Annotated in this window: 11 protein-coding genes; 3 read left to right on the top strand and 8 right to left on the bottom strand. The window is 69.1% G+C overall.

Annotated features, from left to right (window positions below; translation table 11 throughout):
* The 5 genes from tsaE to AB0P21_RS17620 form a co-directional block, all read right to left on the bottom strand.
* On the bottom strand, positions 1–1,005 hold the full coding sequence (gene tsaE, locus AB0P21_RS17640; protein ID WP_363697765.1) for a tRNA (adenosine(37)-N6)-threonylcarbamoyltransferase complex ATPase subunit type 1 TsaE: 1,005 nt from the start codon (positions 1,003–1,005) through the stop codon (positions 1–3).
* Complete coding sequence (locus AB0P21_RS17635; protein ID WP_363697763.1) at positions 1,002–2,126, bottom strand: alpha/beta hydrolase; 1,125 nt, start codon at positions 2,124–2,126, stop codon at positions 1,002–1,004. Before AB0P21_RS17635 ends, tsaE begins: the two co-directional genes overlap by 4 nt.
* Before the next feature lie 5 nt (positions 2,127–2,131).
* Entirely contained in the window at positions 2,132–3,280 is a 1,149-nt protein-coding gene (gene alr / locus AB0P21_RS17630) for an alanine racemase (RefSeq protein ID WP_363697761.1), read from the bottom strand.
* Between the two features lie 15 nt (positions 3,281–3,295).
* Positions 3,296–3,943: an HAD family phosphatase gene (locus tag AB0P21_RS17625; RefSeq protein ID WP_363697759.1), complete on the bottom strand. Its 648-nt coding sequence runs from the start codon at positions 3,941–3,943 to the stop codon at positions 3,296–3,298.
* A gap of 84 nt (positions 3,944–4,027) precedes the next feature.
* Complete coding sequence (locus tag AB0P21_RS17620; RefSeq protein WP_363697757.1) at positions 4,028–6,478, bottom strand: lamin tail domain-containing protein; 2,451 nt, start codon at positions 6,476–6,478, stop codon at positions 4,028–4,030.
* 173 nt (positions 6,479–6,651) lie between these two features.
* Here AB0P21_RS17620 and AB0P21_RS17615 point away from each other — a divergent pair, with 173 nt between their 5' ends.
* Positions 6,652–7,449: an META domain-containing protein gene (locus AB0P21_RS17615; RefSeq protein WP_363697755.1), complete on the top strand. Its 798-nt coding sequence runs from the start codon at positions 6,652–6,654 to the stop codon at positions 7,447–7,449.
* Here the strand turns inward: AB0P21_RS17615 and AB0P21_RS17610 are convergent.
* The 3 genes from AB0P21_RS17610 to AB0P21_RS17600 are packed head-to-tail and all read right to left on the bottom strand — an operon-like array spanning position 7,436 to position 12,264.
* Complete coding sequence (locus AB0P21_RS17610; protein ID WP_363697754.1) at positions 7,436–10,393, bottom strand: sugar-binding protein; 2,958 nt, start codon at positions 10,391–10,393, stop codon at positions 7,436–7,438. The genes AB0P21_RS17615 and AB0P21_RS17610 overlap by 14 nt on opposite strands.
* A 55-nt stretch (positions 10,394–10,448) precedes the next feature.
* A complete protein-coding gene (locus AB0P21_RS17605; RefSeq protein ID WP_363697751.1) occupies positions 10,449–11,912 on the bottom strand; it encodes an NAD(P)H-hydrate dehydratase in 1,464 nt (487 codons plus the stop codon).
* A 1-nt stretch (position 11,913) separates the two neighbouring features.
* Positions 11,914–12,264: a holo-ACP synthase gene (locus AB0P21_RS17600; RefSeq protein WP_363697750.1), complete on the bottom strand. Its 351-nt coding sequence runs from the start codon at positions 12,262–12,264 to the stop codon at positions 11,914–11,916.
* 93 nt (positions 12,265–12,357) lie between these two features.
* On the opposite strand from AB0P21_RS17600, the gene coaA reads away from it, so the two are divergent.
* Both coaA and AB0P21_RS17590 read left to right on the top strand, forming a co-directional pair.
* Complete coding sequence (gene coaA / locus AB0P21_RS17595) at positions 12,358–13,311, top strand: type I pantothenate kinase (protein ID WP_363697748.1); 954 nt, start codon at positions 12,358–12,360, stop codon at positions 13,309–13,311.
* 107 nt (positions 13,312–13,418) lie between these two features.
* On the top strand, positions 13,419–14,582 hold the full coding sequence (locus tag AB0P21_RS17590) for a peptidoglycan bridge formation glycyltransferase FemA/FemB family protein (RefSeq protein ID WP_363697746.1): 1,164 nt from the start codon (positions 13,419–13,421) through the stop codon (positions 14,580–14,582).
* The last annotated feature ends 65 nt before the right edge of the window (positions 14,583–14,647 follow it).

Raw genomic sequence — 14,647 nt, 5'->3', positions numbered from 1 at the left:
TCAGCGCCTCTCCGGCGCCGCCGGAGCGGCGGAGGTGGTGGGTGGGGTGGGCGCCGCCGCAGAGGCGGAGGTGGTGGGTGGGGTGGCCGGCGACGCCGTGAGATGAACTCCGGTGTCCGCCCAGCGGGGGCCGGCGGGGGTGATGCGGAGCTGGCGGGTCTCGTCGGTGTCGTCGTCGCCGCGGGTGACCACGATGTCGAGGCGGTCGGGGGCGAGCGACTCGGCGAGGCCTTGGCCCCATTCGACGACGGTGACCGCGTCGTCGAGGCTGGCGTCGAGGTCCAGGTCGTCGAGCTCGGCCAGGCCGCCGAGGCGGTAGGCGTCGACGTGCACCAGCGCGGGGCCGCCGGACAGCGACGGGTGCACGCGGGAGATCACGAAGGTCGGCGAGGTGATGTCACCGCGGACCTTGAGACCGGCACCCAAGCCCTGGGTGAAAGTCGTCTTGCCTGCGCCGAGATCACCGGACAACACCAGTACGTCGCCCGCCCGCAACTGCCCGGCAAGCTCTTCGGCGATCGACCGCATGTCCGCGGCCGTCGGCACGGTGAGATTCAGCTGCATCGCCTTCGCGTAGATCAAGTCCTGTCCTTCACGTGCAACCACCGAGTACCCACGCCGCCGCCAGAACTCGACCGTGTCCGGCAGCTCGACCCGCGCGATCAACCGCACCAATCGCAACCCGCGAGCCCGCGCGGCATCCTCCGCGCAACCGACCATCGCCGACGCGACCCCACGCCCTTGGAAACGCGGATCGACGGAGACCCGGCGCAGGCCGAGCACATCGCCGGACACCTCGAACAGCATCGCGCCGGCCGGCTCACCGCCGATCAGCACCAGCAGCCCACCGTCCTTCGCCACAGCGGCGCCGACCGTCGAAGCGTTCTCCGACAGCGCGGTCGAGGGCGGGTCGAGAGTGCGGCGGGCGGCGAAGGCGTGGTGGATCACCGCGACGATCTCGTCCACGTGCTCCGCGGTCGCGTCCACCACGTGCAGGTCGGTCATGTCTGTCCCAGGGCTAGTTCGGCCCGCTCGATCATCCCGAGCAGGGCCGCGGTGAACTCACGATGATGCTCGATCAGGCCGAGGTGCCCGCAGTTGGCGACCTCGACCAGTTCCGCGCCCGGCACGTGCCGGACGATCTCCTCGGAGTGCTCGAACGGCGTCAGGTGGTCCTTGTCGCCACCGATCACCACGCACTCCACCTTCTGCAGCGGCTCCAGCGCGCCGTACTTGTCGTGCAGCGTGAAGATCGGGAAGAACTCCGCGATCACCGAGATCGGCGTCGCGGCGATCATCTCGTTGACGAACTCGGTGTACGCCGGCGGCACCTCGGAGCCGAACGAGTACTTCCGGGTCAGCAGGTAGCTGATGTCGGTGCCCGCCTTGCGGCTGCGCTCGACCACGTCCGGGATCCGCGCCAGCGCGGACACCGTCGGCGTCGCCAGGGTCCGGACCAGCATCCCGATCCGGCCGGGCAGCGCGATCGGCACCTTGTCCAGCCCGCCCGCGCTGGTCGAGCACAGCCCGACGCCGATCACCCGGTCGCCGAACAGCTCGGGGTGCGCCTGGGCCAGCGCCATGATCGACATCCCGCCCATCGAGTGCCCGATCAGCACCACCGGCCCGGTCGGCGCGAACTTCTCCAGGATCCCGTACAGGTCCCGGCCGAGCTGCTCGATGCTGACGTTCTCCTTCGGCGACCGCCCGGACCGGCCGTGCGAACGCTGGTCGTAGAAGACCATCGTGCCGATCCCGGCCAGGTCGCGGCGCTCGAAGTGCCAGCAGTCCATGTTCAGCCCGTAGCCGTGCAGGAAGATCAGGGTCAGATCCTCCAGCGGCGCCTGCGCCTTGCGCCGCAGCCGGCCCCGCTTGGGCGCGGCCGGCTCCGGCCGGCGAGAGCGCTTCAGCGAGTCGACCTCGACGTACAGTTCGACGCCGTCGTCGGCGGTGAACACGTGCGGCGTACCGCGCAGCGAGCCGAACGGCTCGGCCTCGAGCTGCGCGCGCTGTCCCGACCGGCGTCCGATCACCTGCCGCTCGACGGCCACACCCGCGGCGGCACCAGCCGCGAGCACACCGACCGCGGCGCCGATCAGACCGGCAGTGCGTCCTACCTTCGCCATCCCGGTCACCTCCCGCTGTCGACGTACCGGCGGGGGATGCGGGCGCCCAGCCGGGTCACGATCTCGTAGTTGATGGTTCCGGCCGCGTCGGCCCAGTCGTCCGCGGTCGGCTCCCCCTCGGTACCCGGGCCGAAAAGCACGACCTCGTCGCCGGCCTCGGCCTGGTCGTCGTCGAGATTGACCATGCACTGGTCCATGCAGATCCGGCCGACGATGGTACGACGCCGCCCGGCCACCTGAACCGGCGCACCGTTGGACGCGTGCCGCGGCAGGCCGTCGCCGTACCCGAGCGGGACCAGTCCGAGCGTCGACGGCTTCGGCGCGGTCCAGGTCAGCCCGTACGAGACCCCCGCCCCGGTCGGCACCCGCTTCACCATCGCGAACCGCGCGCGCAGCGTCATCGCCGGCCGCAACCCGAGCTCGGCCGACGGCAGCGCATGCCCGAACGGCGACAGCCCGTACGTCGCGATGCCCGGCCGGACCAGGTCGAAATGCGTCTCCGGCAACGCCAGCGTGCCCCCCGAGTTCGCCAGGTGCCGCAGCCCCGGATCGATCCCGAACGACTCCGCCACGTCGACGGCCGAGACGAACGTCGCCACCTGGGCCTCGTTGGCCGGACTCTTCGGCTCGTCCGAGGACGCCAGGTGCGACCAGATCCCGGCGATCTCGATCCGCCCGGCCTTGACCTCGGCCAGGGCGGCGCGGATCAGCGCCGGCCACTCCTCCGGTACTGCGCCACCGCGGCTCATCCCGGTGTCGATCTTCAGGTGCACCCGGGCCGGCCGGTCGTCGACGCCCGCTGCCAGTTCGGCGATCTCCCAGGGCGCGGACGCGGACAGGTCGATGCCGCTGGCAATGGCTCGCTCGAGCGGCTCGCCCGGCGTGGTCAGCCAGCAGAAGATCGGCCCGGTGTGACCCGCGTCGCGCAGGGTGAACGCCTCGTCCAGCACCGCGGTGCCGATCCAGTCCGCCCCGGCCTCCCGGGCAGCCCGGGCCACCGGCACGATCCCGTGACCGTAGGCGTCGGCCTTGACCACGGTCATCAACTGCGCGCTGCCCACGCGCGCACGCAGCGTGGCCACGTTGTGGCGAATCGCGCCGAGGTCGACGACCGCTTCAGCGCGAACCTTCGAGGGGGCTTCAAGCTCTGACATAGCCCCACCAGTGTCTCAGGCCGCGTAGATCAGCTCCGGCAGGGCGGTCATGTCGTGGAACACAGCGGTCGCGGTGGACAGTTTCGCCGGGTCGGTCATGGCGGCGAAACCGAAGACCCGCATGGCTGCCGCGTTGGCCGCGGCGACGCCCAGCGGGCTGTCCTCGACCACCACGCAGTCGGCCGGTTTGACGCCCATCGTGCTCGCCGCGTGCAGGAACAGGTCGGGCGCCGGTTTGCCGTGCTCGACGTCCTCGGAGCTGAAGATCCGGCCCTCGAAGCGGTCCCAGAAACCGACCGTGGTCAGCGCGGTGTGAATCCGGCGGTGCGTCCCGGACGAGGCCAGGCAGTAGGTGATGCCGTCGGCATCAAGCCGATCCAGCACCTCCCGGACGCCGGGCACCGGCTGCAGGTGGGCGAATCCGTCGAACAACCGCTCGTGGTACCGGTCCTCGAGATCGGCCGGCAACGGCGACCCGAGCATCGCCTCGGCCTTCTGCCGCATCGACACCATGCTGCCGCCCATGTAGTCGCGGACGGCCTCCTCGAGCGTGTAGGGCAGCCCCGCCTCGGTCAGCAGCTCGGCCAGGATCCCGTTCGCCAGCCGCTCCGAGTCCACCAGTACGCCGTCGTTGTCGAAGATCACCAATCCAGGTCCGGTCACCCGCCGACCCTACGACAGACGACGGCCCCGGGCGGGCCGCTGCACCGAGGTGCGGCGGTCGCCCGGGGCCGGGTCCGATCAGTACTACGGAACGTCCACCACCGGGCTGCCGGGCAGGCAGCGGGTCGGCAGCGGGTCGGTGTCACAGCCGGTCAGGATGCGGACGATCTGCGGATCGTGGTCGCTGGCCTGGTCGGAGAACTCGGCGTTGATGTGCACCACGCCGTACGAGTAGCCCTTGATCGCCGGGCTGACCGCGATGTGGTCGAGCACCTGCGAGTTGCCGTCGAAGATGTAGCTGTACCGCTCTTCGGCCGGCAGCGTGTCGATCAGCGTCTTCAGCTGGGTGCCGTTCTCGGTCAGGGTCGCCACCGACGGGCTGAACTGGTAGTCGTTCAGGTCGCCCAGGACGACGACCCGGGCCCGGCCGGCGCTCTTCTCGTTGAGGTCCTTGACGAAGTCGTGCACCTCGGTGGCCTGCTTGAGGCGCTGCACCTCGCTGGTCCGGTTCGGCGGCTGGACGGCCGCGCTCAGCGGCTGGTCGCCACCCTTGGAGTTGAAGTGGTTCGCGATCACGAACAGCTGCTTGTTGCCGTCGAACAGGAACTCGCCGACCAGCGGCTTGCGGCTCGAGGCCCAGGCGTCGCTGCCCGGGTCGATCCGGCCGGGCGAGACCGACAGCGAGACCTGGTTGCTGGTCGGCCGCGCGCGGACCACCGAGACAGCCGTGTTCGCGTCGCCACCGGGCCGGTCGACGAACGTCGTCCGGGCCGGGTTGAACAGGAACACCTGCCGGATGTTGCCGCCCGGCTCACCGCCGTCGGTGCCGTTGTTCGGGTTGATCGAGCGCGACGCGTACGCCGGTCCGCCGGCCGCCTGGATCGCCGCGACGAACTTGGCGACGGTCTGGTCGGAGGCGACGGTGCCGTCGTTGGTGGCGCCGTTGTTGTCCTGGATCTCCTCCAGCGCGAGGATGTCGGGCGATCCGAGGTTGGTGACGACGGCCTGGGCCAGCTTCGCGAACTTGGAGTCCGGGTTGGTGAAGGCCAGGTTCTCGACGTTGTAGGTGGCAACGGACAGGTCGCCGGTCTTCTTCGGCGGCAGCACCTTCTGCTTCTTCAGGCCGCCCTCGGTGATCGCGCCGAGCTGGGTCGCCTGCAGCACGTAGCCGCCGAACGACTGGTAGTCGATGACGCCGGTGGTGCCACCGGCCAGGGTCGAGCCGACGTTCGCCGCCGGTGCGCCGAGCAGGGCCTGGATCATCAGCCGGCCGCTGTTCTGGTCGTCGTACGACTTGTAGACGGTGCCGCCGCGCGGGGACCGGTTCTGGTTCGGCTTGAGCGTCACCCAGAGCTCGCCGAACTCGGTGTTGACCGGGCTGACCAGCCGGGTGTCCTGGACCACGGTGACCCGGGTGCCCTCGTAGGTCTCCAGCCAGTCGAGCACGTAGCTGGACGGCTCCAACGGCTGCGCCTCGAGCGAACCGGACTTCGTGTAGGCATCCGGGAACACGACCGGTACCGCGGCCGGCAGCGCGTTGCCACTGGTCAGCTTGATCGTGTTGACCGGGCCGCCGATCTCCGTGAGCGACTGCGCGCCCGCGGCCGGCCGGAACTCGGTCACCCGTCCGGTAGCCAGTACGGAGTCACCAACGGCGACTGCCGGGGTGGTCGAGCCGGTGAAGACGAACAGGCCCTCGCTGGTCAGCGGGTCCGCGTCGGCCGTCGGGTCCTGGAACCAGTAGCCGCGGGAGTTGCCGGTGACCCGGACCGCCGTGACGATGCCGGGCACGTTGGTGACGCTCTGGCCGACGATCGGCGAGATCCGGCCGGCGCCCTGGATGTCGTGGATCCGCGTCGTACCGGGCGTCGGGTCGCCGGGATCACCCGGGTCGCCCGCGCTGACGGTGACGCCGGCGCTGTTCGTCGCCTTGGGCACACCGGAGCTGAAGTCGACCGAGTTGTTGTCGGTGTCGATCATCGCGCCGGTGCGCGCGTTGGCCGTGGTGTTGCTCAGGCCCGGCGCTGCCAGCGTCTCGACGTTCGCGGTCGCGCCGTAGCCGACCAGGTCCTTCACGTTCGGCGCGGTCGCGCAGCTGATGCCGCAGCCAACCAGCGGGATCGCTGCCGTCGACAGAGCGACCACGCCGGAGGTGCCCGACATCGGGATCGAACCGGTCGCGTCCGGGGTCGGCAACGAGACCGTGCCGCCCGCACCGGCGGCCTGCTGGACCAGGTACTTGCCGTGGGCAGGGATGCTGCCGCTCAGCGTGGTCATCTGGAAGACGGCTCCGGCGGCGGACGCGTACTGGACCGACCAGCCGGTCACGTCGACCGGGCTGCCGCTCAGGTTCGCCAGCTCGATGTAGTCGTTCTTGAAGACCGCCCCTGAGTTGCCACCGCCGCCGTACACGCCGGAGATGACAACGTCGGTCGACAGGGCGTTCGCGGTACCGGAAAGGCCCGCCATCGCCACCAGGACGGCAACGGGCAGACCAGCTGCCACGATCCGTCGGCGCACTCTGCTCAGCGCCATAAGTTTGTTCCCCCCTCGGTCAAAATGGTGATTCCACCGAGGAGCATGGTGCTACGGAGCGGCGAGCGAAACCAGCGCTGGCAACAATTCTCCGGGAGTTCATTGCGGCGGCCACGCCCGGCCGCAACGCCCTGCAACGAGACGGTGACCTGTAGCGTCCTTAGGTTGTGAAGATGCGGATGGTGGTTGGGATCGCGACCGGATTGCTGCTGCTGAGCGCCTGCGGGAGCGAGTCGGGTGCCGGTGACCCAGGCAATGGCCCGGGCAGCGGTTCAGGCGGCGGGTCGCTCGACGGGAAGTCGTTCCTGTCCGTCTCGGTGACCGAGGACGGCAAGCCGAAGCAGCTGGCGCCGAACACCCGGATCGGCCTGCGGTTCGCCGACGGCACCGTGCACGCGGAGACCGGCTGCAACCAGCTGGGCGGCAAGGTCTCCACCGACGGCGGCAAGCTGAAGGTGGAGGCGCTGGGCGGCACGGACATGGGCTGCGACCCGGCCCGGCACGCTCAGGAGGACTGGGTCGGCAAGCTGCTGCAGGACGGGCCCGCTTGGAAGCTCGACGCCGACCAGCTCACCCTGACCCGCGACACCACCCGGGTCGTCCTGCAGGACCGCGAGACCGTGGAACGCGACAAGCCGCTGGACGGGACCAAGTGGCTGCTCAAGAGCGTCGTCACCGGGCAGACCGCGTCCCACACCGTGGGCTCGGAGAAGGCGTTTCTCACCATCAGCGGTGAGCGGATCACCGGCTCGACCGGGTGCAACGACTTCCAGGGCATGATCGCCAGGACCGGCGACAAGTTCACCCTCGGGGAGCTCAGCGTCACCCTGGTCGGCTGCAGCGGCGACGTCGCGAAACTCGAGCAGAGCGTGCTGGCCGTGCTGAAGGGCGAGCTGGCCTACACGATCGAGGCCAACCGTTTGCAGCTGCGCGCCGCAAACGGCAACGGCCTCGACCTCACCGCCGGCTGAGCCGTACGTCGTACGCCTGCACCTGGTTCTGCGCTGTCTCGAAGGAGACCAGCAGCCGGCCGTCCGCTGCCAGCTTGGCGCGTTGCGCCTTGCTGAGCGGGATGGCGAGGTGCTGCACGCCCCTCGTGATCTGCTGGCTGGTCTGCTTGACCACGTGGCCGCTCATGTCCGGCGACCACGGCGGATAGCCGCCGTCGGTGACAGCACAAGGCGTCAGGCCGTAGTCGGGGGCAGGATCGGCGGCCGGTGCGCAACTCGTCGTGTAGACCGGGATCGCGCCGATCTGACCGCTCCAGAGGAACAGGCGAGCCGTGCCGGGGGTGCCCGCCGCTGTGTAGACGTCCAGCGAGGCGCGACCCAGACCGGCGTACAGGATCTTGAGGTCGGAGGTCGGGACCCTGCCGGAGATCGGTACGCCGTTGCGCGCAGACTGCGCGATCGTCTGGGGTGACAGGGCGCCGTTGAGGTTGGGGTTGGACACGTTGGGCGGCGCCGGAGTGGTCGGGCGGTCGGCGGGTGGGGTGTAGCCGGTCAGCGATGCCTGACCCCAGCGGTACGGGTCGGACTGGACCGAGCCGATCGCTGACCAGCCGGTTCGCGTGCTCATGTCGATGTGCCGCAGGGTCGTCGTACCGGCTGCTGAGGTGTCGTCGTTGTCGTACGGCGTGATGTTCAGCCCGAGCTTGGCCGGATCGACCGCGGCGGGCAGGGCGGCGAGCGGGATCTTCACCTCGACGTCGTAGCCGCCACCGGCGTACGCGTGCGGGGTGGTGGTCTCGTTGCTGCCGACCCAGGTGGCATTGGTGGCGACCTGTACGCCGGGGGCGTTGCCGATACTGAGCGCGCCGGACGAGTAGCCCTGGTGGTTGTCGGCGTCGCGCTCCCAGCACGGGCCGTTGTTGTTGGCCGGGTCGTTGGTGAAGGGGAAGATGCCGAGTTTGAAGGTGTTCGCGGTGTCCTTGAGCACCTGCGACGCGGTGCCTCGGGGGTCGAGCAGGATCTCCACCGAGTCGGCCTGCCAGTGCCCGACGCACTCCTGCGGCGTGACGGCGTAGGACTGGTAGTCGTCGGTGACGTGGACGAAGAAGTAGAGGGCGTCGTCAGCCCAGGTGACCTTCGCGGTGCTGCCCGCGCCGCAGTCGTTGGCGTTGGAACAGGCGCCTTGCCAGACGCGGCTGATGTCGAGCGTCGGGCCGTCGTACTCGCCTGGTGTTGCGGTGCCGTCGACGGTCGGCGCGGTCGCGGCCTGTGAGATCGCCGTTTTGGGGACGAGTGAGAGGGTCAGGGTCTCGCTGCTCGCGTCCGTCGTGATCGGGATCGGCACGTTCTGCGTGGCCGGCAAGGTCGTGTCGGTGTTGGTGAGCTGGAACGTCACCGTGGTGTCGGCGCCCGGCTGCAGTACGCCGTACGGCTTGCTGGTCGTGTCGGCGGTGAAGTTGGCCGGCAAGGTGAGCCCGACCGTCCCGCTGCGCGGTTGGCTCGACCAGTTGTGGACGACGACGGGTAGCGCGAGCGTGCTGCCGATCGGCATCGACTGGATCGCGGCCGAGCGGCCGAGCCGGGTGGCCTGCGGTGCCGTGGTGCGCAGCCATTCGTCGTACTCCTGCCAGTTGCCCCAGCGCTGGAACCGGCCTTCGGTCGGCGGGACGATCCGGACGAGGTTGTCGGTGTAGCCGGTCTTGGTGCCGCTGGTGAAGAGGGCGGAGATCTTGAAGTTCTGGTTGACGGCTGCCGTGGCGCTCGGCGTGACGGTGAAGGTCACGTCTATGCTGCCGTTGAACTTGCCGAGGTTCTGCGGGGCGCTGGTGGTCCACCCCGGCGGCACCGTCAGCTCGACCTTGCCCGCCTTCAGGGAGCCCTGCAGATGCAGGGTTGCCTGGAACGGCTCGCCCGCGACGTTGAGGAAGCGGGAGAAGGTCAGGTACTCGAGCGTCCCCTTCGGCAGGCCGCCGGGATCTGGCTGCGTCGCCCCGAACAGGATCGCGTTGTCCAGACCGCCTGCCGGACTGCTGTTCGGCTGGAACGGCACGAACGACTGCGTCATCCCGAACCGCGGACAGGCGGGTGCCGAAACGCCCTTGTACATCACGCGACTCTGGGTCGGATAAGCCGCGCGCCCCTCGTCGGCGACCTGCTGCCAGATCTTCGCCTCGCCGGCCGGTTTGCCTTGCAGGTTCCCGGCTGGCCACTTGTACGGCGAGTCGTAACCGGTCCAGACGCCGGCCACCGTGTCCAGGCCGGTCGGGATGAAGCCGGTGGTGCAGTTCGCCGCTGTGGTGGTGCCGCCGGTGCCCGCCGTACTGCCGCCCGAGAAGACCTTCTTGACCTGCCAGGTGCTCAGCGCGTTCTTGCCCTTGAGTTGCTCGGGGAACTTGGTCGGATCGGCAGCCGCGAGCACGCCTTCCCAGATCAGCCGGCCCGCCTGCTGATGGTTGCCGTGTCCCGCGTTGAGCGTCGGGGTGAAGCCGATGTAGATCTCCGGCTGCGTCGTCCGGATCACCCGGGTGACGCGGCGCAGCGTCTCCTGCTCGTCCCAGAAGTACTGCGTCAGCGGCGCGCTCTGGTTGTAGAAGAAGTCGACCCGGTCCAGGTTGAAGATGTCGACGGTGCCCGAGCGGTAGTGCGCGACCCGGTCCTCGTTCTCCCGGCGCAGGCCGAGGTCGGGGCCGAGTTCGTTGCCGGCGCTGTTGCCGCCACCCTCACCGCGGGTGACCATGATGATCCCGCACTTGGTGCCGTAGCGCTGATGCCAGACACCGCAGGGGCCGATGATGCTGGTGTCGTCGTCGGGGTGCGCCCACTCCCCCATCACGTCGATCTTGGTGGCCCGGTCCGCGACGTACGGCGTACCGGCGCGGTCGGCCGCGTCGGCTGCGGCTGTGGTCGCGGGCAGGCCTGCGGCGAGCAGCAGGACGGTCGCGAGCAGGACGAGAATGCGCTTCATCTGCGGATCTCCTCGGGCGGTGGAGGCGCTGGCACTTCTCGTCCTACCTGGCTATTTACTCTTCAAGCAAGACCTGGCGGGTCGCCTCCGCCACCTTGGCAGCTACTTGCATCGCGGTGACCGGCCCGCCGTTGGAGGCCAGGTTGGCCGCCGCGGCGTGCAGATAGGCGCCGACTGCGGCGGCATCGAGCGGGTTGAGGCCCGCAGCCAGGAGCGCGCCGCAGAGTCCGGCCAGTACGTCGCCCGCGCCGGCGGTGGCGAGCCAGGCGCCGGCGTTGGTGTTGACGCGGGTCTGGCCGTCGGGTGCTGCGATGACTGTCGTGGAGCCCTTCAGAAGGACGGTGACGTCGAAGCGTTCGGCGGCTTGGCGAGCGTGCTTGAGGCGCTCGGCCTCGACCAGGGAGCGCTCGACGCCGAGGAGGCGGGCGAGTTCGCCGGCGTGGGGGGTGATCAGGACGTTCACGTGATCGCCGGAGTCGTCGAGGGCTTTCAGGCCGTCCGCGTCGAGCAGCACCGGTACTTCGGCGTCGAGAAGGTCCTTGACCTTGGCTTTGTCGAGCTCATCACCAAGCCCGGATCCGATCGCCCATGCCTGGACGCGACCTTCGCCGGCCACCACCTCGGGGTGCTGAGCCCTGACCGCCTCCGCGACCGCGTCGGGTCCGACGTACCGGAGCATGCCGATCGGCCCGGCGAGCGCACCGGAGGTCGCGATGACCGCGGCTCCCGGGTACTGCGTCGAGCCGGCCATCAGCCCGAGGACGCCGCGCGAGTACTTGTCTGACTCGGCGGTCGGAGTCGGGTAGAGGTCTCGGATATCTGCTGTTTGGAGCGATTCGACAGCGGCGGGCGGCAGGTCGAGGCCGATGTCCACCAGATGCACCGGTCCGCACGCTGTGGCGGCTGGATCGATCAGATGACAGACCTTGTGAGTGCCGAAGGTGACGGTAAGTGCTGCTTTGACATGCTCAGCAGGCGTCTCGCCGCTGTCGACATCCACTCCAGACGGCATATCAACGGCGATGATCGGCACACCCTGCTCTTCAACCGCCCGCACCACATCCAAGGCCCGCCCCCGCAACCCTGGCCGACCACCAATCCCAACGATGCCGTCGACAACAACGTCGGCACCAACAATCACCTCCGCGAAGGTGGGCTGGTCCCCCGCGAAGCCGGGCTCACCTCCCGCGTCAGCTCCGGGCTCACCGCCCGCGGCGACTCGGCCTCCGGCCGCGACCAGCGCGGCAAGCCCCTCCCGGTGGTACTTCTCCGACAACAGCACCGCAGTCACCTTCGCCCCGCGCCGCGCCAGCTTCGCACCGGCGTACAGGGCATCACCGCCGTTGTCCCCCGAGCCCACCAGCAGCACCACGCGCGCGCCGTACGAGAACCCAAGAAAGTTGCTGACAGCAACCGCCAGCCCGGAGGTGGCGCGATCCATCAACGTCCCGGCCGGCAGCTTCGCCATCAGCTCGGCCTCGGCCGACCGGACCTGCTCGACGGTGTGCGCCCGGCGCATCTCAACCCTCCAGTACGACGACCGCCGACGCGATCCCGGCATCGTGGCTCAGCGACAGATGCAGACTCTGTACTCCGAGCCGCGCCGCCTGCTCGGCGACCGTCCCGGTGATCTCCAGCCACGGCCGGCCGGAGTCGTCGGTCCACACCTCGGCGTCGTGCCAGTGCATCCCGGCCGGCGCGCCGAGCGCCTTGGCGAGCGCTTCCTTGGCCGCGAACCGGGCCGCCAGCGAGGCCGGCGGCTTCTTCGCCTCGGCCGGGGTGAAGACCCGGTCACGCAGCGTCGGGGTCCGTTCGAGCGTTTTCATGAACCGCTCGACGTCCACCACATCGATGCCCACGCCGACGATCATCGGGCTCCCCGTGTGACAACCGCCACAGCCGCAGTCTCATTGCCGCACATGCCGGTCAGCGTATCCCCGCCAGGTGTGGGAAGAATGGGCCCCATGCTGCAGCCGTCGCGGGAGGTGACCCCGTACACCGAGCTGGACCGCGCCGCCTGGGCCCAGTTGGCCGAGACGACCGAGTCACCGCTGACGGCCGAGGAGATCGAGCGGCTGCGCGGTCTCGGTGACGAGATCGACATCGACGAGGTCCGCGAGGTCTATCTGCCGCTGTCGCGGATCCTGTCGCTGTACGTCCGGCACGCCCGGGCGCTGCAGTCGGACACCGAGGCGTTCCTGGGCAAACCCGCCGCCGCCCGGACACCGTTCGTGATCGGCATCGGCGGGTCGGTTGCCGTCGGCAAGTCCACCACCGCCCGGCTGCTCCGCGAACTGCTGGCCCGCTGGCCCGAGCACCCCCGCGTCGCCCTGGTCACCACCGACGGCTTCCTCTGGCCGAACGCCGAGCTGGAGCGCCGCGACCTGATGCTCCGCAAAGGCTTCCCGGAGTCCTACGACCGCAAGTCGCTGCTGCGTTTCGTGGTCGAGGTCAAGTCCGGCATGGACAACGTCGAGGCGCCGGTCTACTCACACCTGCACTACGACCGGATGCCCGACGTACGCACGACCGTCGAGCAACCCGACATCCTGCTCCTCGAAGGCCTCAACGTCCTCCAGCCGGCGCCCCGGCACGCCGACGGCAAAAGCGGTCTCGCCGTCAGCGACTTCTTCGACTTCTCGGTCTACGTCGACGCCGCTGCCGCCGACATCCGCTCCTGGTACGTGCACCGCTTCCTCAAACTCTGGGAAACGGCCTTCCGCAACCCCGAGTCGTACTTCGTCCGCTACGGCGAACTCAGCCATGGCGAAGCAGTCGCCAAAGCCGAATCCCTCTGGGACGGCATCAACGGCCCCAACCTCCGCGAAAACATCCTCCCCACCCGCTCCCGCGCCACCCTCGTACTCCGCAAGGGCCCCGACCACGCAGTCCGCTGGGTACGCCTCCGCAAACTGTAGGTTTCGCCCCCGCGCCACCTATCCCCCGCATATCAAAAACTCCATACACCCCAGCAACACCGCATCTTCTTGACTACCTGCATGATCCTCAGCGAATTCTGTCCGGCGTGAACTTGACCGTCGGCCCGATCAGCGCCGCCGAGCACCTGGCCTTCATCCGGAACCAGCCATCGGTCAGCTTTCTGCAGACCCCCGCCTGGGGGCGGGTCAAAACCGAATGGCGGAGTGAGTCGATCGGCTGGTACGACGGCCAGCAGTTGATCGGCGCCGGTCTGGTGCTCCACCGTCCGGTACCGCGGCTCGAGCGCTACACGCTCGCCTACCTGGCAGAGGGACCGGCAATTGACTGGTCCAGCGACCTCAGCGACTGGCTGGACCCACTGGCGACATACCTCAAAAAGCATGGTGCCTTCGCGATCCGGCTAGTTCCGCCGATACCTACCGACATCTGGAATGCCGCACAGGTCAAGGAAGGCATCGCCGATCCGGCCGTCCAGCGCCTGACCGACTTGCCCAGCCAAAGAACGAACCCAACCGGCACTCACGTGACCAACCATCTCAGGAACGCCGGCTGGCTGGCTCAGAGTCCTGAGGACGGGTTCGGGGTGGGGCAGCCGCAGTTCAGGTACGAGGTCCCGCTGGCCGGCAAGACCGAGGACGATCTCCTTGCAGGGATGAACAAACTCTGGCGGCGCAACATCAAGAAGGCCGCCAAGGAAGGTGTCGAGGTCTCGGTCGGCACGGGCCTGAAGTCGTTCCACGATCTGTACGTCCACACCGCCGAGCGCGACGGCTTCACACCGCGGCCGCTGCGCTACTTCGAGACCATGTTCGCGGAGCTCACCGCCGAGGACCACGAGCGGATCAAGCTCTATCTGGCCCACCACCAAGGCGAGCTGGTCGCCGCGGCCATCATGGTTCGCGTCGGCACCCGGGCCTGGTACTCGTACGGCGCGTCTTCCACCGACAAGCGTGAGGTGCGTGGCTCCAACGCCTGTCAGTGGGCCATGATCCGCGATTCGCTCGCGGCCGGCTGTGACGTCTACGACCTGCGGGGCATCACACCCACGCTCGACGCGGACGACTCGCACGTCGGGCTGGTGCAGTTCAAGGTCGGTACCGGTGGTGAGGCGGTCCGGTACGTCGGCGAGTGGGACTTGCCGCTGCGGCCGATCATCTATCGCGCGTTCGATCACTACCTGCGGCAGCGCGGCGCTGCCGGACAAGGATCTGCAGCACCCGGAGCACGAAGCCGACGGCGAGCACGATGAGGAAGAGAGCCAGGGTCACGCTGCTGATTCAACGCAGCCGGGTGTTGCCAGGGCATATCGGGAAA

It is taken from the genome of Kribbella sp. NPDC056861 (genome assembly GCF_040687575.1).
GTDB lineage: Bacteria > Actinomycetota > Actinomycetes > Propionibacteriales > Kribbellaceae > Kribbella.
Note: the sequence above shows the minus strand (reverse complement) of the source record. Positions and strands in the feature narration are given on the sequence as shown.

Bases quoted from the DNA above. Each gene is read 5' to 3' on its own strand.
- coaA (WP_363697748.1), top strand. From the start codon at position 12,358: ATGCTGCAGCCGTCGCGGGAGGTGACCCCGTACACCGAGCTGGACCGC.
- tsaE (WP_363697765.1), bottom strand. From the start codon at position 1,005: ATGACCGACCTGCACGTGGTGGACGCGACCGCGGAGCACGTGGACGAG.
- AB0P21_RS17605 (WP_363697751.1), bottom strand. From the start codon at position 11,912: ATGCGCCGGGCGCACACCGTCGAGCAGGTCCGGTCGGCCGAGGCCGAG.
- AB0P21_RS17600 (WP_363697750.1), bottom strand. From the start codon at position 12,264: ATGATCGTCGGCGTGGGCATCGATGTGGTGGACGTCGAGCGGTTCATG.
- AB0P21_RS17610 (WP_363697754.1), bottom strand. From the start codon at position 10,393: ATGAAGCGCATTCTCGTCCTGCTCGCGACCGTCCTGCTGCTCGCCGCA.
- alr (WP_363697761.1), bottom strand. From the start codon at position 3,280: ATGTCAGAGCTTGAAGCCCCCTCGAAGGTTCGCGCTGAAGCGGTCGTC.
- AB0P21_RS17620 (WP_363697757.1), bottom strand. From the start codon at position 6,478: ATGGCGCTGAGCAGAGTGCGCCGACGGATCGTGGCAGCTGGTCTGCCC.
- AB0P21_RS17635 (WP_363697763.1), bottom strand. From the start codon at position 2,126: ATGGCGAAGGTAGGACGCACTGCCGGTCTGATCGGCGCCGCGGTCGGT.
- AB0P21_RS17615 (WP_363697755.1), top strand. From the start codon at position 6,652: ATGCGGATGGTGGTTGGGATCGCGACCGGATTGCTGCTGCTGAGCGCC.